Source organism: Bifidobacterium sp. ESL1133 (genome assembly GCF_058107325.1).
Window position 1 is genome coordinate 43,959 of record NZ_JBYLUI010000005.1, and the last position, 20,291, is coordinate 64,249.

At 56.4% G+C, this 20,291-nt stretch carries 16 protein-coding genes and 1 riboswitch; of the genes, 9 read left to right on the forward strand and 7 right to left on the reverse strand.

What is annotated here, in order from left to right; translation table 11 throughout:
- Positions 1-146 precede the first annotated feature (146 nt).
- A complete protein-coding gene (locus tag AC3B5A_RS06025; RefSeq protein WP_489799646.1) occupies positions 147-2,720 on the forward strand; it encodes a CAP domain-containing protein in 2,574 nt (857 codons plus the stop codon).
- 91 nt (positions 2,721-2,811) lie between these two features.
- Here AC3B5A_RS06025 and AC3B5A_RS06030 read toward each other — a convergent pair whose 3' ends face one another.
- The 3 genes from AC3B5A_RS06030 to AC3B5A_RS06040 all read right to left on the reverse strand — a co-directional run bounded on the left by AC3B5A_RS06030 (position 2,812) and on the right by AC3B5A_RS06040 (position 5,748).
- Positions 2,812-3,294 (reverse strand): Dps family protein, encoded by a 483-nt coding sequence (locus AC3B5A_RS06030; protein WP_489799847.1) that lies wholly within the window; start codon positions 3,292-3,294, stop codon positions 2,812-2,814.
- 227 nt (positions 3,295-3,521) lie between these two features.
- Positions 3,522-4,874 carry a hemolysin family protein gene (locus AC3B5A_RS06035; RefSeq protein ID WP_489760496.1) on the reverse strand — a complete coding sequence of 451 codons (1,353 nt, stop codon included), beginning with the start codon at positions 4,872-4,874 and terminating at the stop codon, positions 3,522-3,524.
- A 157-nt stretch (positions 4,875-5,031) separates the two neighbouring features.
- Positions 5,032-5,748 (reverse strand): carbonic anhydrase, encoded by a 717-nt coding sequence (locus AC3B5A_RS06040; RefSeq protein ID WP_489799648.1) that lies wholly within the window; start codon positions 5,746-5,748, stop codon positions 5,032-5,034.
- A 352-nt stretch (positions 5,749-6,100) separates the two neighbouring features.
- Here AC3B5A_RS06040 and AC3B5A_RS06045 point away from each other — a divergent pair, with 352 nt between their 5' ends.
- The 6 genes from AC3B5A_RS06045 to AC3B5A_RS06070 all read left to right on the forward strand — a co-directional run bounded on the left by AC3B5A_RS06045 (position 6,101) and on the right by AC3B5A_RS06070 (position 12,703).
- The gene (locus AC3B5A_RS06045; RefSeq protein WP_489760498.1) at positions 6,101-6,664 is read left to right on the forward strand and encodes a redoxin domain-containing protein; all 564 of its coding nucleotides are present in this window, start codon (positions 6,101-6,103) and stop codon (positions 6,662-6,664) included.
- A gap of 401 nt (positions 6,665-7,065) precedes the next feature.
- Positions 7,066-8,982, forward strand: a complete 1,917-nt coding sequence (locus AC3B5A_RS06050) for an FAD-dependent oxidoreductase (RefSeq protein WP_489799650.1) — start codon at positions 7,066-7,068, stop codon at positions 8,980-8,982.
- Positions 8,983-9,218: 236 nt separating this feature from the next.
- Positions 9,219-9,280: riboswitch (guanidine-III (ykkC-III) riboswitch) on the forward strand.
- A gap of 10 nt (positions 9,281-9,290) precedes the next feature.
- Positions 9,291-9,608 (forward strand): DMT family transporter, encoded by a 318-nt coding sequence (locus AC3B5A_RS06055; protein ID WP_489760500.1) that lies wholly within the window; start codon positions 9,291-9,293, stop codon positions 9,606-9,608.
- Between the two features lie 17 nt (positions 9,609-9,625).
- The gene (locus AC3B5A_RS06060) at positions 9,626-10,204 is read left to right on the forward strand and encodes a GNAT family N-acetyltransferase (RefSeq protein WP_489799652.1); all 579 of its coding nucleotides are present in this window, start codon (positions 9,626-9,628) and stop codon (positions 10,202-10,204) included.
- A gap of 207 nt (positions 10,205-10,411) precedes the next feature.
- A complete protein-coding gene (locus AC3B5A_RS06065; protein WP_489799654.1) occupies positions 10,412-11,386 on the forward strand; it encodes an alpha/beta hydrolase in 975 nt (324 codons plus the stop codon).
- Between the two features lie 147 nt (positions 11,387-11,533).
- Entirely contained in the window at positions 11,534-12,703 is a 1,170-nt protein-coding gene (locus tag AC3B5A_RS06070) for an ATP-binding protein (protein WP_489799656.1), read from the forward strand.
- A 335-nt stretch (positions 12,704-13,038) separates the two neighbouring features.
- On the opposite strand, the gene gdhA is transcribed toward AC3B5A_RS06070, so the two are convergent.
- The 3 genes from gdhA to AC3B5A_RS06085 all read right to left on the reverse strand — a co-directional run bounded on the left by gdhA (position 13,039) and on the right by AC3B5A_RS06085 (position 16,615).
- Positions 13,039-14,385 carry an NADP-specific glutamate dehydrogenase gene (gene gdhA, locus AC3B5A_RS06075; protein ID WP_489799657.1) on the reverse strand — a complete coding sequence of 449 codons (1,347 nt, stop codon included), beginning with the start codon at positions 14,383-14,385 and terminating at the stop codon, positions 13,039-13,041.
- 168 nt (positions 14,386-14,553) lie between these two features.
- Positions 14,554-15,705: a virulence RhuM family protein gene (locus tag AC3B5A_RS06080; protein WP_489799659.1), complete on the reverse strand. Its 1,152-nt coding sequence runs from the start codon at positions 15,703-15,705 to the stop codon at positions 14,554-14,556.
- Positions 15,706-16,177: 472 nt separating this feature from the next.
- The gene (locus AC3B5A_RS06085) at positions 16,178-16,615 is read right to left on the reverse strand and encodes a very short patch repair endonuclease (RefSeq protein WP_489799849.1); all 438 of its coding nucleotides are present in this window, start codon (positions 16,613-16,615) and stop codon (positions 16,178-16,180) included.
- A 310-nt stretch (positions 16,616-16,925) separates the two neighbouring features.
- Between AC3B5A_RS06085 and AC3B5A_RS06090 the strand changes: the two genes are divergently transcribed.
- Positions 16,926-17,708: a GrpB family protein gene (locus tag AC3B5A_RS06090; RefSeq protein WP_489799661.1), complete on the forward strand. Its 783-nt coding sequence runs from the start codon at positions 16,926-16,928 to the stop codon at positions 17,706-17,708.
- Between the two features lie 147 nt (positions 17,709-17,855).
- Entirely contained in the window at positions 17,856-18,686 is an 831-nt protein-coding gene (locus tag AC3B5A_RS06095) for a SinI family restriction endonuclease (RefSeq protein ID WP_489799663.1), read from the forward strand.
- A 23-nt stretch (positions 18,687-18,709) separates the two neighbouring features.
- On the opposite strand, the gene AC3B5A_RS06100 is transcribed toward AC3B5A_RS06095, so the two are convergent.
- Positions 18,710-20,095: a DNA cytosine methyltransferase gene (locus AC3B5A_RS06100; RefSeq protein WP_489799665.1), complete on the reverse strand. Its 1,386-nt coding sequence runs from the start codon at positions 20,093-20,095 to the stop codon at positions 18,710-18,712.
- Between the last annotated feature and the right edge of the window lie 196 nt (positions 20,096-20,291).

Consider the following 20,291-nt stretch of genomic DNA (forward strand, 5'->3'; position numbering starts at 1 on the left):
CTTTTGCCGGCTTGGGGTCGAGCGCGGTGCTTTCGTGGTAGGGTGTAGCTAGTAGGCATATAGTCACTTACCGAACGGTAAGGTAATGTGATGTCTGTCACACATCGTAAACTAGGCGAGCCCATTCCCTAGAGATTGAGAAGACTATGGCCATTACCACCAATGCGACCATCGCCGCCACTGTAGCAGCCGCGCTCACCGCCCCGGCCACCGCAGCAGTTGACGCCACCACGCTCGCTCACGCAGCAGACGAGATCCCCCAAGGCAGCATCACCCAAAACATGAAGCGCTCCAAGCTGGAGGAAGCCCAAGCAGCAGCAGACAAGGCCGCCAAAGAACTCGCCGACTCTCAGACCGCGCTTGACGGAGCCACCGCCAACAAAACCGCTGCGGGAAAGCGGTTTGATGAGGCCAGCAAGCAGCTCGCCACCGCCAAAGACAAGGTGACCACCGAACAAAGCAACGTAGCTGACGCACAAGATAAGGTAGCCAGCGCACAAGCCGACGTAGAAGACGCGCAAAACGAACAAGACAACGCCAATGCCGCACTGGCAGCCGTTCCGTCCAAAGAACAGGCGCAAAAGAACGTTGACGACGCCACTGACGCCAAGCAGGATGCCAACACCAAATTCGAAGCCGCCAAGAGCACCCGGAATGCGGCAAAAACCGCAGCTGACACCGCAGACAGCGACTTCGCCAACGCCAAGACCCAACGTGACGGCGCCAAAAACGACGTGGCCGCCGCCACCAAAAAAGTCAACGACCTCTCCGGCGTTCCCGACACCACTGAAGGCGCACGAACCGCACTGGCCAAGGCACAACAAGCCTCTGCCGCCGCCCGCAGCGACCTGACCGCCAAGCAGGCGGAAGCCGAGAACAAAAAGGCGGCCATCGCCACCGCGCAGGCAGCAGTTGATTCAGCCAAAGCCGCACAAGCCACAGCCGACCAAAACGCCGCCGATAAGAAGGCCTATGCAGACAGTGTGCCGGAGTTGCGCAACCAAGGTGCCAAAGCGTTCTTTGAAAGCCGCGGGTCCACCGCAGCCATGAAAGTGCTCGACATCGGTGAAGCCGACGGCATCATTACGTACGGGGATCCCAAGTCAGCGGTTTCCCTCGAAAACATGAAACGAGCGTTGCCGTTTATGAAGGAATGCAACGATCTGCGCATCAAGGATGGACTGCCCCCCCTACGGGTCAGCGACGACCTGATGGCAGTGGCAGAAGTGCAGACGCAGTGGGCATCCCGCACCCCCGGAGGCCAGCACAAACTGCAATGGAATACCGCGGAGAATCTGGGCTGGGGATACTCCCGCACAGATCCGTTCACGGCATGGTACGACACCGAAAAAGAGTACTTCGAGAACAATGACTGCAAGCCAAACGGGACAAAGGCGTGCGGGCATTATTACAACATCATCGATACGACATACTATTACACCGGCTTTGCCATATCTACAAGCCCCAACGGGGGAGGATCGATTACCCACGGGCAGGAATTCGCCCCAGATGCCGAAGTGATGGAGCGGCCGGGATACGTCCCGCCCGCAAACAACACAGGCACAGCCAGCACTAGGCAAGCTGGCTTCCCGAACACCAAAGAAGAGGACTACGACACCTATGTCGCGTCCTTCAACGCGTACGTAAACAAACTCGATTCAGCGGACGCCGTGGCACAGCAGGCACAAGCAGCGGCACAGAGCGCAGCCGATGCGGTCACTCAGGCCCAGACAGCCTATAACCAGGTAGTTGCCGCAGCCGATGCAGCCCAGACCGCGGTGACCGATGCGCAGGCCAAGGTGACGCAAACCAACAACGCCGAGGCCTCAGCACAGGCGGCGTACAACACTGCGCTGGCTTCAGCCACACAGCAGGCTCGCGAGTTGGCGGCGGCCAAGGACGCCCTGACCGAAAAGCAAGACGCGCTCACCCTCGCCGAGAAAAACGCGGCCAATACCCAAAGCGCTGCAGAGATAGCCCGGCAGACGCTCGCTAGTGCCGAAACTGCGCTTACCGCAGCGCAGAAGGCACTGGATACGGCGACGAAAAATCTCACCACCATGCAGAACATCGCCACGAATCTGCCTACGGTGCTCGCCGAGGCACAGAAGCGCGTGGAACAAGCCGGCGTCAGCCTAGGTACCATGCAGAAGCAGCTGGATGCCACACAGCAGGATCTGACTGCAGCCCAGGCAACTTTGACCAGCGCCGAGCAGAAGGTGACAGACGCCGAAAAGGCCGTAGCCGAAGCGCAGGCAGACGTTGACAACGCTGCCGCCGCGCTTACCGCAGCACAGGGTGCTTTCAACGCAGCAAAGAAAGCCAACGATACGGCGCAAATGCAGCTCGCCGTAGAGCAGGCAGCCGCAAATTCCGGGACCGAGTCCGGAGACGGTTCTGGTTCTGGGTCGAATTCTGGTTCCGGAGCCGGGTCGGGTTCTGGTTCAGATCCTTCACAAAAGCCCGGCGGCTCAAACGTAGAAACAGCGGCCAACAAGCCGAAACCTAGCGATTCCAAGCAAAATGATCCTGCTCAGAACAGCGCAGCAAACACTACTAAGCCGAGTGACCCAGCAGACCCGAAAGCGGCTCCCCAAGCCGCCGATCCGCAGCTAGCCGAGACCGGAACCGCACTGCCCGTAGCACTGTTGGCAGCGGCAGCACTTGCAGGTGCGGGTGCCGTGCTCATCAAAGCAGCTCAAGGCAAGAAGCGCTTCTAAAACTGCAAGGGGGCAGCGGCGACGCCAACGCGATAACCGCTGCCCCCTTGCAGCCCACAGATCAGCCACACAGGCCAACCCCTCGGACCAACTACTTGATGAGGTGGCTGTTCATGAACCAGTTGAAGTGCTCCAGCTCCTGCACGTGGTCCTGAATGATGTTCGAGCTGATGATGTCGAGCTCGTCCAGTTCCTTGATGGCCTCGCGCTCAGCCACAATGAACTCAGCATAATAGTCGATGAGCGCCTTGAGGTAGTCCTGGGTGTTCTGGCGCCCCTTGAGCTCAAACGGCGTCCAATCGCGCTGCGAGAGGATGAAATCGGGACCACCCTCGGCGCTGCCGCCCAAAGTAGCGATGCGTTCGGCGGTCTCGTCGGACATGTTGCGCACCGAATCCACCTCGGGGTCAATCATCTCGTGCACACCGATAAACTCAGGGCCGGCCACGTTCCAGTGAGCGTGCTTGAGTACCAGTGCGGACTCCTCCTCGTGCGCCAGGCACTTGAGCAGCACCTTGACGGTCTTGTCGGATGTGGCCTCGTCCAAGCCGGGATTCAAAAACTTATCTACCATGATGGTTCCTTTCGTGAAGTCATTCATATACCACTCCTTAGTCTAGTGTCTTGCCAAAGAGAATGAAAGACAGCACCATTCTTAGCCGTGAGCCCAATCACAATGTCCGCCCAACAAACCGACAGTTGTGTGCTATACACACGACAGTTACCACCGCCCCTGATGCCGTGTTCCCGCGCGCCCAGTGCAGATACCCCGCAGCCGCCGGCACTGCGGCGGCACCAAATCTACGCCGTTGCCCTACCCTCAGCAGACTCCTCACCAGCGTCAGCACCAGTTCCGTCATCGCCGCTTTTGCGTACTTCGAGCGTCTCGATGCGCCGACCGTCCACCTGCGTCACCGTCATGTCGTAGCCGTCGTCGGAATGCAGCACATCGCCCTGTTCACCCATCTTTCCGGTACGCGCCAAGAAGTACCCGGCCACCGTCTCGTACGGGCCGTCCTCCAGTTCAATGCCGGTCAGATCGGCAAAGTCCTCAATGGTCATGCCGCCCTCAATCGTGGCCACACCATTGACGAACACCGGCTCGCCCTGCGTGCGCTCCCCGCCCGGCTCATCGGGCAGATCGTACTCGTCGCGAATATCCCCCACCAATTCCTCGGTCATGTCTTCCAACGTCACAATGCCGTCGGTACCGCCATACTCGTCAATCACCACAGCAAGATGCACTCCGCTCTTGCGCAGCAGCTCCAGGCTCGGCAGCAACTTGGACGTGCCGGGTAGAGAGATGCCGGGGCGCACCACGTCAGCCACCGTGCGCGCCTTCGGGTCGCGAATATCGAGCAGGTCACGCACGTGCACAAAGCCGAGCACATCGTCGAAATCCTTGCCGGTGACCGGGTACCGCGAGTATGGCATTTCGCGCACATAAGCCGCCGCATCGGCAAGCGTTTGCGCCCCATCAAGGAAAATCACGTCGGCGCGGGGGCGCATCACTTCGGCCACAATAGTGCCGGATGCGTCGAACACATCGTCAAGAATCGTTCTCTCGTCAGGGCTGAGCCGAGAATTGGAATCCACCAACACGCGCAGCTCGTCGTCGCTCACCTCGCTGGCAGTCTCGTTCGGATCAAAGCCCAAGAGCCTCACCAAACCGTTCGTACACTTGGCGATGGCCCAGATAATAGGGCGGCACACTTTGGCAAACACGTCGATGGCCGGCACCACCGCGCGGGCGATCTGCTCGGTGCGCTGCATGGCGATGCGTTTGGGAACCATCTCGGAGATGACAATGGAGAAGAAGGAGATAACAAGCGTGAGCACAATGGTGGTCAGGGGGGCCGCCACACGAGCCGGCACACCCCAGCTTTCCACCACGGGCACCACAAACGGCGAGATCGACGATTCCCCGAACGAGGCGGACAGGAAGCCGGAAAGCGTCACACCGATTTGCACAGTGGACAGGAATGTGTTGGGGTCGCGGGCGATTTTCGCCACCCTGGCTCCTCGTGCGTCCTGCGCCTCCATCTGGTCGAGCTGGGAGCCACGCAAGCTCACCAAAGCCAGCTCGGTGCCGGAGAACACCGACCCAAGCACCAGAAAGACGAAAATCAGCAGTATGTTAAGCCAAAGCGACATGTCTCCAGTCTATCGGCGCATACGGATGGCGGAAGCAAAGAATCGACGGTATGCCAGTATGGAAACTTCCACGGACGTAAGCCGGGCTGCCGGAAGGTGTTCCGAGCAGCTGCCGCCAGCCATGCGGATTGCACACTATGGGAGCCTTGCCACGCTCCTAGAACGAGAGAACCTCAACCTTGCCTGACGTGAGCAGATACCGAGCCCCGACGATGGCGACACGCCCTGCTCCCAAAGCCTGTGCTATTACTACCGAACCGTCGACCAATTCCTCGATGGTACGCGCAATATGAACACGCTCGAAGTCATCCGTACTCTCTAGGTCGGCCTCGCGCGCCTGCTGCACAGAGGCCCCAACGGAACGCACTACGATGGACTGCGACTGGGCAATAAGCTCACTCAGCCGCTCGTAACGTTCCTCGACATCGCATTCCGGCCCCAACGGCACTTCCAGCTCGTCCAGAGATTCAACGGCTGAGGCCACGGCTCCGCAGTGTTCGTGGCCGAGCACCACGATGAGGCGCACGCCCAAGTGTTCCACAGCATACTCAAGTGAGGCTACGACTGCCGTGTCAAGCATCTGGCCGGCGGTACGCACGGTGAATATGTCGCCGAAGCCTTGATCGAAGATCAGCTCGGGAACTTCACGTGAATCAGAGCAGCAGAGCACCGCCGCTTGTGGATGCTGCCCCGCTGCCAAGGCCTCTCGCGTCTGCGCATCTTGGTGAGGGTGAGTGGACGCTCCGGACGCGAAGCGCGCGTTACCTTCCAGCAGGCGGTTCCAGACGGCGTTGGCAGCTGGCTCTTTGGCGGCTGATTCGCTGGCGGCTGATTCGTTGCCGTTACTGTGTTCTGCCACATCGATGCCAGTCATGCTGTCCCTCCGCTCTGAAGCTGCGACTCCACTATCTCTATGAGCACTATATCGCTTTGCGTTGTCTTGAAACCGAAAACCTGGGTGCGCAAACGACCTCATAAAAGCGCTTACTGCTATCAGCCGTTGCGGCGTTACCAGCGTTACGGCGTTACCATCATTACGGCGTTCCTGCCGCAAATTCGTTCCTGCTCTGCTAATTTGTTCACATCGTTAAAGTGTGAGCAGCGATACACCTTTCACCTCTAACTATTTATGACACTTCGCGATAGCATGGATGAGGGTCGCGCTACGGCTATGCAGCGGCACAAATACGAATCTGTGTATGTAAACGAAAGACAAGGAAAACGCTATGACAATGCTCCAGCACGAGGTGACGGACTTCACGGCCAACATCTACCAGAACAATGAGTTCAGCAAGCTCACCAAAGAAGACCTGCTCGGCCACTGGTCACTCATCTTCTTCTACCCCAACGATTTCAGCTTCGTGTGCCCCACCGAGCTCGAGGATCTCGCGGATCACTACGAGGAGTTCAAGGCAGCAGGCTGCGAGATCTACGGCGTCTCCCACGACACCGAGTTCGTGCACAAGGCGTGGCACGAGGCCAACGACAAGATTGCAAAGATTCAGTTCCCGATGGTGGCCGACCCCACCAACCGCCTCTCACGCGACCTCGACAGCTACGATGAGGAGAACGGCCAGGCCGAGCGCGGCGACTTCATCATCAGCCCCGAGGGCAAGGTCGTAGCCTACGAGGTCATCTCCTCCAACGTGGGCCGCAACGCAGAAGAAATCCTGCGCCGCGTGCAGGCCAGCCAGTTCGTGTACGAGCACGGCGATGAAGTCTGCCCCGCAAAGTGGACCCCGGGCGACGAAACCATCGAGCCGAGCCTGGACCTCGTCGGCCAGCTCTGATCTGCTCAATCTCATCTCACCACTCTGATCTGATTGCTTTGATTCGGACTGATCTCGTCTGATTACCTTGATCTCATCACTCTGGTCACTCTGGTTTCAGCGGCTTGTGATCGAAATGTACCCATTTTGTTGCCCAAGAGAGGGAATCGGGTACATTTCGATTACAAAAGTGCCATTTCCTGGCCGAAATGTACCCCAATCCGAGTCCGGAAGCACTGTTTAGGTACGTTTCGGCCATTACGGCTCGGAAACCGAGACTCAGGAACAGAACTAAGCCGGGGTTAAGGGTTGGATCAGCACGTTGAGCCAGTTAGTCGGCACGGTCGATGAACCGACACCTAGATTGGTCACTCTGCCGACACACGTGCGGCTAGGCAATCGCAAGAAGAAGTTAGGACAACATGAAGCAGCAAGACGATTTATATGATGTGGTGGTCATCGGCGGAGGGCCTGCGGGGCTTACTGCCGGGCTCTACCTGGCCCGCGCCCGATACCGCGTGCTCATTCTTGAGAAAGAGGACTTCGGCGGGCAGATCACCATCACTTCCGAAGTGGTGAACTACCCGGGCGTAGCCTCCACTGATGGCAAGGCGCTCACGGAGACCATGCGCCAGCAGGCTGAGGATTTCGGCGCCGAATTCAAGGCCGCCGAAGCTTCCGGGCTTGAGGTGGACGGCGACATCAAAACCGTGCACACCGACCGCGGCGACATCCGCGCTTTCGGAGTGCTCATCGCCACCGGTGCCAACCCGCGCAAGCTCGGATTCCAAGGCGAAGCGGAGTTTGCCGGCCGAGGCATCTCATACTGCGCCACCTGCGACGGCGAGTTCTTCAACGGTATGGAAGTGCTGGTGGTTGGCGGCGGTTTCTCCGCGGCCGAAGAGTCGGTGTTCCTCACCAAATACGCGTCGAAAGTGACGATTCTGGTGCGCGGCGACGACTTTACCTGCGACGCTTCGGTGAGCGAAGAAGCCAAACGCAATCCCAAGATCGAGATTCACTACAATACCGAGCTCAAGGCTGTTGCTGCCGGCCAGGGCGGACTGTCCGAGGCCACGATTGTGGACCGCAAAACCGGTACGGAATCGGTGTGGAAACCTGCGGAAGGCGGCCCGTTCGGCGTGTTCGTGTTCGCTGGGTATGTGCCGCAGACCGACATGCTCAAGGGCATCGTGGAACTGGATGAGCACGGATATGTGGTGACGTACGAATATTTGCAGACTTCGGTGCCGGGCGTGTATGCGGCCGGCGACTTGCGCGAGAAGAACCTGCGACAGGTGGTCACCGCTGTTTCCGATGGCGCTGTGGCCGCGGTGGAGCTGGAACGGTACGCCAAAGATATGAGTGAAAAGACCGGTTTGATGCCCCCTCGCCCAACCACGTCCGCGTATGAGCAGCGGGAAGCGGATAAAGCCGCCGCATCGGCCAGTGCCGCTGCAGGTGCGTCGGTTTCGGGCGCTGCCAGCGCATCTTCCGCGACCACCTCATCCACCTCCTCGGCTGCATCCGACCGGTCTTCTCAGACTGCTCGATCCGGCAAAGCGTCAGGATTCTTCAACGATGCCATCGTCAAGCAGCTGAATATGGTCTTCGGCAAGATGAGCGAACCGCTGGTGCTGCAGTTGGAACTTGACGGCACCCCGCTCTCGCGCGAGCTGGAAGGATTCATCGGTGAGCTGGTCGAGCTAAGCGGCGGAAAGCTGAGCAGCGTAGTCTCGGACGGCATTGCGGATAACGGCACTGAAACCACTGGCACCGCTGGCGACTCTCACGTTGCCGCGAACGCTCATGCTGCATCGCAGGACGCAACCGGCAAAGCCGTCTATGACCCAGCTGAGTCCATGCCCACAGCTCGCCCGTGCGTGCGCATGTGCAAGGTCGGCGCGAACGGCGAACCGGTACCCACCGGTCTGGCGTTCCACGGTGTGCCCAGCGGTCACGAGTTCAACTCGTTCGTGCTCGGCCTCTATAACGCCGCCGGCCCCGGCCAAGGTGTCGATACCGACAGCGCCGCGCGCATCAGTGCCATCAGCAGTGGCGACGCAGAACGTACGGAAATCATGGTCCTGGTCTCGCTGACCTGCACCATGTGCCCCACCACCGTGCTCTCCGCCCAGCGCATCGCTGCCGGCAATGAGAAGGTCACTGCCGAAGCATACGACATCTCGCACTACCCGGATTTGCAAAGCCAGTACAACGCCATGAGTGTGCCGTGCATCGTTGTCAACAAGACCGATGCCGCAGGCAACACCAGCCAGAAAGTGGAGTTCGGCAAGAAAACCGTGCCCCAGATGCTCGATCTCATCGAGCAGGCGTAGGCGATGGGCAAGCTCAGCTCTGCATCATTTCGTTCCGTGAGTACTTTGTGAGGAATTTTCGAGAATAGCATTTCAGGAATCGTTGGAAATCCGCCATTCTCTGTTTTGGTTGCTCTAGAGATTCTTCCAAAAGTGCCCACGGAACGAAAATCAGGCCAGATAGGGCTTGCTCAAATGAGGGGGTGTGCTTGCCGGACTTTTTATTCCCGGCAAGCACACCTCCTGCTATGCTCAACGGTAAGGCCCGAGCGGGTCTCCGGACGATGCCAAGTACCCGGTGCGCGACAAGACTTGCCAAGGGGAACGCTATGGTTTCGTGGGTTGTGTTGGTCATGTCGGGGATGTGCGAGGCAGTGTGGGCCACTGCGCTGGGGAAATCTGAAGGCCTCACCAAACTGCTGCCGAGTATCGTGTTCGTGGTGGGAATCCTGGCTAGTATGGGCGGTCTGGCGTATGCCATGCGCACGATTCCGACCAGCACAGCATACGCGGTTTGGACTGGCATCGGTGCCGCATTAACCACCGCTTACGCCATGATTACGCGCGCAGAACCGGTCTCACTGGCCCGCATCATCCTAATTGCCATCCTGGTGGCCTGCGTGGTCGGGCTGAACACGGTGCACTAACCCCGGAGGATATCAACATGAACACTACGGCCGCAAACAGCACAACCCACACACCGAACGGCACCACGTACCGTCTATGCACCACCGACGATACTGATCTGCTCTGCCGCATGGGCGCCAGCACCTTCCGTGACACTTTCGCCGTGTGCACAGCAGACGACGATATGGAACGCTATCTTGCCGAGGATTTCAACCACGACCGAATCGCATCAGAACTGCGACGCGCCGACTCGACCTTCTACTTGGCGAGCGTCGATGATCAGCCGGCCGGATATCTGAAAATCAATGTGGGAGAGGCGCAAACCGAGCCGATGGGCAGCGAGTTCCTGGAAGTGCAACGCTTGTACGTTCTCCCGGAATTCAAACGGCACGGCATGGGGTCCGAGTTCATTCGCATCGCGTTTCGTAACGCTGAAGAGCGAGGCCTGCACCAGGTCTGGCTGGGCGTGTGGGAAGGTAACAAGCCGGCGCAAGCGCTCTACTCCCGCATGGGTTTCAGCTTCTTTTCCAGTCATACGTTCCAGGTCGGTTCGGACCCACAGACCGACCTGATAATGAAAACCGACTTGAACACGAACCACGCTTGGCGGCAGTAAGGATCGACCCCTGCCACCAGCGAACCGAACCGCTTCTGCCAACACCGCTAGCCCGCCTATGAACACCCCCTACGTGTTCCAGTCAAGACACGTTCTGATCAATACGCATTCCAGCCAACGTGCATTCCGATTAATACGCATTCCGCGCAAAAGAGACAGCCGATACCCGCACGCACCGGACGCGATACTATAGCAGCGGAGGGGCCTATGGAGCATGTTCACGCACACCGGCGCAGACGCGGCGCCGCCCTAGTGAAGATTGCCGTCAGCATTGCAATCGGCCTAGTCATCGCTCTAATACTCGGCCCAGTAGTGTGGCCTGCCAGCGTGGGGCGCGACGGGCAGACCAGCACCGCGCAAACTCAGACGAACTCAGACGGCGCAGGCAGCAACGGCGGCGAACACCCCGGCGCCACTGATTCCAACGACCGGTCTACCAGCATTCCCACGCTCTACTTGCACGGCTACCACGGCGGGCATGTCAGCACCGACAGCATGATCGCCTACGCGCAAGAGCACGACGACGCCACGAAAGTGCTCACCGCCACCGTCTCCTCGGCAGGAGAGGTGAGCCTTGCCGGCGACTGGCGCAGCGATGCCAAACGACCGCTCATCCAAGTGCTGTTCGACGACAATACCAACACCGATTACGCCGCCACCAGCGAATGGGTGCACAACGTCGTTACCGCGCTGCAGCAGCAATACCACATTACGCAGTACAACACCGTGGCGCACTCGATGGGCAATCTCGTAGCAATGTACTACCAAGTGCAATATGGGCAAGACCCAAGCCTGCCGAAGTTGCGGCGGCAGGTCAATCTCGCCGGTAACTTCGACGGGATCATCGGAGCTGACGATGCGCCCAACATGAACCAGATTCGCGCCGACGGCTCCCCCAGCTACCAAAACCAGCATTTCCGCTACCTACTCACCCACCGAGCAGGCTACCCCAGCGGCGTGCACGTGCTCAACATGTACGGCAACCTGGACGACGGCACCAACTGTGACAACAATATTTCGGTGGCCTCGGCGCGCTCGCTCGGCTACATTCTGCGCGGCGAAACCGCAAGCTACCGCGAGGTCGAGGTGCACGGCGCGATGGCCCAACACAGCAAGCTGCACGAGAATCCCAAAGTCACCGCGCAAATCGACGATTTTCTGTGGGGCAGCACCGAAAAGTAACGAAACGCGCCGCGCAATTGGCAGCGTGATACCTTGGCGGCCTGCCTACTGATGAATTATCGGAGCACCTACTGATGAATTTGCAGGACTGCTACTGATGAATTATTATAGATTCTACTGATGAATTTTCATAGAAGGGAGACCGCAATGATTTCGCGTACCTTGGCAAGCCAATTCTCCGATATGCTTTCATGGTTTCCCGTCCTTTCGCTCACCGGCCCGAGGCAAAGCGGCAAGTCCACACTGCTACGCGCCGCGCTCCCTGACTTCGAATATTTCAATCTTGAAGATAGAGCGACGCGAACCAGCGCGCTCGAAGATCCAGTCGGTTTTTTGCGTTTGCGCAGCGACCACCTCATTATCGACGAAGCACAATACGCCCCCGAATTATTTTCCCAGATCCAAGTCGAGGCTGACGCGCGGGCGACAATGGGACAATACGTGATTTCCGGTTCGCAGAATTTCCTGATGCTCAAAAACGTCAAGCAGTCTTTGGCGGGGCGTGTGGGCATGTTACGCCTGCTGCCGCTTTCGTTCAACGAGGCGCAGGAAGCCAGGCCCGAGCTCACCGTTGACGATTTCATGTTCCGCGGCGGATACCCTCACCTGTACGACAGCAGCATGCCGGCGAACATTTTCTATCGCAACTACCTCGATACCTACGTTAGGCGCGACGTCACTGAATACCTAGATGTGCGCAACGGCGGCGAATTCACCCGCTTTGTCGGCTTGTGCGCCCAGAGTGCGGGGAACTTGCTGAATCTGAGCTCGCTGGCTCGTGACACAGGCATCACTTTTAATACCGCCAAGCAATGGCTCTCGATTCTCGAAAGCAGTTTCATTGTGTTCCTCCTGCAGCCCTACCATTCCAACGCGCGGGCACGCTTGACGAAGACACCGAAGCTGTACTTTTACGATACAGGCCTGCTGAACTTCCTACTCGGAATTTACTCAATCCAAGACTTACGTAGCAACCCTAAGCTCGGCGATATCTTCGAAAATCTTATTATCGCTGAAACTATGAAACGCTATAAAAATGCGAATGCGGACGACAAGCTGTATTTCTATCGCGACACCAAACAAGCGGAGATTGATTTGGTTGACATCTCCGATCGTCGTGCTCCGGAACTGATTGAAATCAAATCGGGTTTAACGCCAAGGCCGGATGCATTCAGACACCTAGCAAACGTTGGCACAGAGATGGACATTCCCCAAGATCGCAGAACCGTAGTGTACCGAGGAAGCGAAGAGTTCAGCACAAAGAACGGCCGTTTCTTGCCGGCCAGCGAGTATTTACGCAACGGGCTGGGGCGGTAGGTCCGTTCGCCGTGTATCGCGAATGGAAACCGCAGCAGAACGACACGAGTGCAAGGACATACACACCGAGCTGTGGCTAAGCCGTCTGACTGAGTTCTGCGAGTAAAGCGCTGGTCCAGTTGCACAACTGTGTCTTTGTTCTGACTCTGAGTCATGATAGCGATGGAAGTAGCGACGCCGCCGTGGTCAACATTGAGGAAGTAGTTGTAGGAATTCTGCAGTCGTTGACGACTCTTATCATCTTAGGATATACGCATGGCGAGCAAACAATCGTAGACGTTTACCATGCGGGCGGGCATAGCATGCCTCTGCCATGTCCGCCCGCACTGCCCGCGCTACAGCACACCTTGAGCCACCATCGCGTCGGCAACTTTGATAAAGCCGGCCGCGTTGGCACCGAGCATAAGATCTCCCTCGTTGCCATACTCCTTGGCCGCCTCGAGCGATTTGGACACGATACCTTCCATGATTTCCTTGAGACGCGCGTCGGTTTCCTCAAACGTCCACGAAAGTCGGTACGAATTCTGGCTCATCTCCAAGCCTGAAACCGCCACACCACCGGCATTCGCAGCCTTTGCGGGGCCGAACAGCACACCTGCCTTGCGGTAGACCGCAATGGCTTCCACCGTGGAGGGCATGTTCGCTCCCTCGCATACCGCCTGGCAGCCGCCAGCCACGAGCGCCTGCGCGGCCGCCTCATCAATCTCATTCTGCGTGGCACACGGCAAAGCGATGTCGCACGGAACGCTCCACACGCCGGCCGCGCCTTCGTGGTATTCGGCGCCCGGCACACGCTCGGCATACTCCTTGATCCGGCCACGATGCCCCAGTTTGATGTCCTTCACCACGTCGAGGTTGATGCCGGCCGGATCGTAGACATACCCGTTGGAATCAGAGGCCGTAACGACCTTCGCACCAAGCTCCTGCGCCTTTTCGGTCGCGAACACAGCCACATTGCCGGAACCGGAAACAACGACGGTCTTGCCTTGGAACGAGTCACCTTTCAGCACGCGCAACGCTTCGGCCGTGTAGTAGCACAGGCCGTAACCGGTGGCCTCGGTGCGCGCCAGCGAGCCGCCAAACTCCAAGCCCTTGCCGGTCAGCACGCCGGAATATTCGTCGCGGATCCGCTTGTACTGGCCGAACAGATATCCAATTTCACGGCCACCGACGTTGATGTCTCCCGCGGGAATATCGGTGAACTGGCCGATATGACGGCTCAACTCCGTCATGAACGCTTGACAGAAGCGCATCACCTCGCCGTCGGAACGGCCGCGCGGGTCAAAATCAGAGCCACCCTTGCCTCCGCCCATCGGCAAGCCGGTGAGCGAATTCTTCAGAATCTGCTCGAAGCCCAGGAACTTGACCACGGACTCGGTAACCGTGGGGTGGAAGCGAAGGCCGCCCTTATATGGACCGATGGCGGAGTTGAACTGGACTCGATAGCCGCGGTTGACCTGCACCCGGCCCTCATCATCCATCCAAGCCACACGGAACTTGACGAGTCGTTCAGGTTCAACCAAGCGCTCCAGAATACCGTTCCGCTCATACTCCGGGTGCGCTGCCACCACCGGCTCAAGGCTTTCGAAGACCTCACGCACGGCCTGCAGGAATTCAGGCTGGTCGCCATCGCGGCACTCAACCTGCGCGTAGACCTTATTTAGATATTCATGAGTGAACATGTATTCTCCTGTACGTTTTGGCAAGTATTGACAGAACACAACCTGTACACCCGATGTACTGCCACAACGGGCGACGAATTCAGTCTATACGAGGCGTGCGGGAGAGAACGGTGGCGTCCCTACAGTTGGACATTGTCCGTAACGAGCCAACCGTCATCATCACTGTTGCTACAGTTGCTCCACGCGTTCAGCGAATTTGTCGAAGTCAGAACGTTGAGTTTTCTCAAACTCAGCAAATTCCGCGAGCGCCTTACTGTCCGCTTGTTTCTTGCTTACTTTGCCGCGGCCGGGCAACGACGAACTGCCGGTAAGCGCGATGTACTGGTCGCACAGCACCGCACAATCAGACATCGTCGTAATCGTGTGGTTGCGCACCCGCAGCTCCGCAGCGTCAAGGAAGCCCGAAACCAGCTGGTTGAGGTGGCTGATTTCCTCTTGCGAAAGGTAGTTTTTGGCTACTGTTACGTCGCGCGAGTGCACGCGGCCTTCCGGCGAGCCCTTCCAACTAATCAACCCCATGTGCGGCTTACCTGCATCGGCGCGAGCGCGGATAATTTCGGCCGCCGTATGCCCGCTGACGGCGTAGTGGAAGCGGTTCTGTACGCTGGCGAAGAAGTCGCGCGCCGTGGGTGATTTCGGGTCATAGTCCACGCTGATATCTTGGAACAGGTCGGTGATTTTTTGGTAGAAGCGACGCTCGGATGCACGAATGTCGCGGATGCGATCGAGCAGCTCGTCGAAATAATCTTCGCCGAACGGCCGTCCGTTCTTCAGCATGGCGTCGTCGAGCACGAAACCTTTGATCACGAATTCCTTGAGCGTGGCCGTAGCCCACTGACGAAAGTGTGTGGCCTGCTTGCTGTTCACACGATAGCCGACGGCGATAATGGCATCGAGGTTGTAGAAGGAAATATCCCGCACAACCCTTCTGCCACCTTCGTTTTGAACTTGTTCAGAAATTGTACAAGTTGCGTCACGTTCAAGCTCACCCTCGTCATACACATTACGCAAATGCCGCGTAATTGTCTGCGGCGTCACCCCAAACAGCTCCGCCATCCCGCTTTGCGGCATCCAGAATGTCTCGTCTTGGTACCGTACCTGCACTGGCACATCCCGTCCGTCTTGCTTGTATAGCACAATCTCGGCCTGTGCTCCCTGCATGTCACTGTTGCCGCCCTCCGCGCCAGTGCTGCGCTTACTGTTATCAGCCACCTTAATCGCCTCCCATAATACTTTTGCACGTATCGATTCACCCGTCATACACATTCTAAAATGCTGCCTGCGCAAGCTTGGGCGGACATGTAAGTTTGCAGAATCCACTTCATTATGCTGCAACCGCAGACCGCAATCACATAGCGAAGCGATCCGATGGAACCGTTCGTGATATCTCCCGAAAGTGAATGAATTCAACCTCATATTTGAAACTCAAAACCGCATGCTTCCAAGGAAGAAACCTTCTGCCGCACAAAGCGCGCTCTCCACGAGCACGGCGACATGATGACGTGTCCAAGTATCCTACCGCCCTCACACAGGCATGATGAAACGACGCGCAAGTATTGCGGAGCACAAAGCACAGGCAGGAGAACGATGAAAAGTGCAATGACAGCGCAGGAAGCCAGCGAGCGCGGTGTGCAAACACTAACGAGCACAAGTGAACGTAAACGAACATCATCGAAACCCCGGAAAGCAACGAGAGGCGGCGCAGACGCCCCTGTCTCGTTGGAATACAGCAGCCACTCCCGTGCTGGACGCACATGGATACGCCCCGCTTGCTCCCCGTGACACCTATGCATCATCCACCTGCACCCCGCCCCACAATCTCCTCATACAAGCGCTCAAGGCGTTCTGCACGCTTAAGTTTGGTCAGTTCGCACTCCCATACGGTGATGACTCGCCAGCCGGCGGCTTCCAGTTCGGCGCGTTGGCGCACATCGCGCTCCCTGTTGCGCAAAAGCTTGACCGTCCAGAACTCAACGTTGGACTTGGGCATGGAGAACTTCTCACACCCCTCGTGCATATGCCAGAAGCAGCCATTGACGAACACCATCGCACGCCACTTGGGCAGCACCACGTCCGGGTGGCCCGGGTAGCGTTTGTCGTTCTTACGGAAGCGCAGCCCACGGGAGAAGAGGTAACTGCGCACCAGGACCTCAATGGAAGTGTCCTTGCCGCGGATACGCGACATGGTGTAGCTGCGCGTGCCGCGGGGGTATTTGGAGAAATCAGACACGGAGCCGCTAGTCGCCGCGGAGGCAGGAAGGGAAGTACCGGGAACAGCAGACGAGGCAGAAGACCGAACACCCGACTCGGCTAGGAAAGCGTTCGTACTCACTTCTGCATGCTCTCCCATTTCTGCCATGAACCTATTCCATGTCGAAGCCGCGACATTGCTTATTGCGCCGTATTACTAGCGCAGAGGAGATTTAAAGCAGCGATTTCGCCCGAGAATCCACCCCACTTGTGCTATGCGAATGATGCGCAACTCAGCCCAGCGGTAACGACCGAACCCGGCTAGGGACTCACCGAACTATGCTGAAACCATGACCGCAATCAGCCCGATATATGATTCACATATGTGCCGACAGGCCATAACGACGTTCGACGACACCGAAGCTCCTGACGACCGTTCGCCGTTCGTCAGCGGGCGCGAACGAGAGCTCACAGTGCGTATTGAGTCATATAATCCGCAGTGGCCAACTGTGTACCAGCAGCTAGAAAACGTCGTGCGCCAAGCATTGGGATGGAAGGCATTGTCCATCGAACACGTGGGATCCACGGCAGTACCACTGCTAGCAGCAAAACCTATCATTGACATTGATTTGACGGTTGCCAATGCCAATGACGAGAAAGCCTACCTGCAACCGTTGGAACGAGCGGGGTTCTCTCTGGAGATTCGTGAGCCTTGGTGGTATGAGCACCGCATGCTGAGTTCAGCTGCTCCAGATTGCCACCTGCATGTGTGGAGCGTCGGGTCTCCCGAGGCGGCGCGCCATCTTATATTCCGCAATTGGCTGCGCGGCAATGCGTCTGATAGGTTGCTCTATGAGCACGCCAAAACCGATGCGGCACAGGCCATGCGCGGCAATCTCGGACTGGTTTCGCAGTACAATGAACGCAAGCAGGCAACCATCCGAACCATATACGGCCGCGCATTTGCGGCGATGAGGTTGTCTGCCACGATCCCTCAATCGAGAATTCAGACGATACATGTTAACGGTTCGCAGCATTCGGAGACAACAGGCAACTACCTCTACAGGAACCAGCATGCAACCTCCTTGACAATTGTCAGACCAACAGACGCTGCCATTGAGCACGAACAGTGATCAACTCCAGAAGTTATGCGATCTCAGCCACCCAGTCAGATAATGGGAACATGCACGATTCTGTGCAGATCTTAATTCAGCTCAGTTCAACGCAGTTGTGATGCATCACACTATACTGTTATCATGCAAGCGAGGAGGAGAAATTCTATGCCAAGAAACGCCAAAAAGAATGAGGTATCAACAAAGCTAGAAGAGTCTCTTGCGTGGTGCAATTCAAATCACGATGACGCTCAAGAAAGATTTGACACGGTAGCAGACTCAGTAATTGAAGATACCGATCGAAACCGAGAGATGAAGGCCCTTTATCCAGTACTACTACAGCACAAGTTGAAAGGCTATCTTCCGAGCATTCCCATGCCAGAAAGCTCTCTTGCTTTAAGCTATGCAGAATTTCTCGATGAATTTTTCAGGAAGTGGTGCACAAAATATCGAACCGCTTGGCTCCAACTTCCCTCCGAGCGCATCGCTTCTCCAAAGGAAAGCGCTACCGACCAAGCTCTCATTAAGATGGTTGAAACTCGCGCAAAAGACGAAGCGAGTGCTATTGAGTGGGCTACCATACATAATCTGTTTATGAAAGCAGAAATTGTCGGAGGCAACCTACTAGAGGAGTACATATACAGAAAAGTCTGCGACTATGATTGGATTTGGTGTCGCGGAGAAGTACTCACTGCCGTCGACTTCTGCAGTATGTCGTCAGACGAACCGCAGTTTATACAAATAAAAAATAAATCGAACACTGAAAATTCATCAAGCGCAGGGTTCAGGATCGATCATCATGCAGATAAATGGTACAGGATGAATGCCAAACGCACAAACGGAGTAATTGTCACGCATTGGCCCAAGCTTATTGAAGTCATTCAGAAAGGCACAAGCAAACCAGTTCCTGCTGATTTGCTGACCGAAGAGGACTATTTAGAGTTTGTACGATCCGCAGCAGAGCGCAATCCTGCGCTCATAACCGAACAGGAGTTATAGCAGACTGTAAACAGCTACTACTGCTAGCAACCACTTGCTTGCGCATCTTCAACATGCCACGTCAACTCACTGGTGTTTTTATACCTCGAGTAAGGAAAACCTTCTAGCTCCGCTTGCGGTTCTTCCTGCATGTCTGCAACTATTGCTTTCCCTATTGCTTCACCCAAGCGAATTGGAACGGCATTCCCAATCTGTCTATACATGCTTGTGATGTTGCCCACAATCTTCCATTCCTCAGGAAAACCTTGGATTGCCTTATACTCTTCCACGCTCAGCGGTCGATCTTCGGTGGGATGGCATAAATCTGTCGCAGGCATAGTTGGCGACGTTACCAATGTCGGAGAAGGCTTACTCTTGCTTAAGCGTCGATAGAACCCCGTTTTCCCGCCTCCGAGCGCATACGCTTTCCCCATGGCCTCTGGCTGAACACTTTTAGGCAACGAAGTCCAATTTTGTCCTTCCTGAAGCATTTTAAAATATCGCAGTCTTTTCTCTGGGAATTGAACATAATGCTGACTATCAGCAGGAATATCAGATACCACGTCATTGAACGTGCGCCATGCCGGTAGCTTCCAACAGGGATCATAAGCATTTGTTGGCTGAAGCCAGTGTACCCTTTTGCCTTCTCGCTTTGCAATAATTACTACGCGCTCGCGAATTTGTGCCGCACCGTAATTTGCAGCATTGTAAAGGTTGAAACTCACCGTATATCCCATTCGCTCGATACGCTCAAGAACAACAGCCATAGCTCCACCTTTTACAGGTCGACCACCATCTTTTATTGGATACGCTGTAGACAATAATCCACGCACATTCTCAATAACCAGATAGCGCGGTCTTATTCTCGCTGCAAGATCGAGATACGCGAGAAAAACATTGCCTCTTGCATCATTGAAGGCCCGCCTTGCCCCCGCAGTACTAAATGACTGGCACGGCGGCCCGCCAAACATCACATCGACGGTAGCATTCGCAGGCAACCCCGCTGCCGAAAGTACCTGTTGTGCAGTTAGTAGAGACACATCTCCCAACAACCCAGCTTCAGGCCTATTCGCATTGATAGTCATTCGACATTCACGATTATTTTCGACATAAAGAAGACTCTTAATACCGCTCTTTTCCATCCCAAGATCCAGGCCTCCGGCACCCGAAAAGAACGAAAGTCCCGTAATCGCCGGAATCGAAGCTTCCGCTCTGCCATGGTCATTCGGAGCAACCGTAAGATTTGATGACTTTAAATACTCATCTAACGCGGTTCGCTGCACGATTTTACGATTTCCACAATTTTGATAAGGAAGAAGTCCTTTATTCAATAGCTGCGTAACAGCAGAACGCGAAGACCCTAAAAGTGTGGAAACTTCAGAAACCGTGAGCAGCGGAGATATGGCGTTCTTGGTATTAGCAGTTGTCATAGTTTCATCCTACACCATAGGGACTACAAAAAAATCATATATGATGCACAAGTAGTCCCTAGAGCAATGACACTTTGCCTATTACGTAATCACGTTTACACATGAATATCTCACAAATAAAATGTGCAAGCATAATCCGCCATTAGTTCCAGCAGCACACGCACGTCCAGCCCAGTAAACGAAAGAAATACCCCAC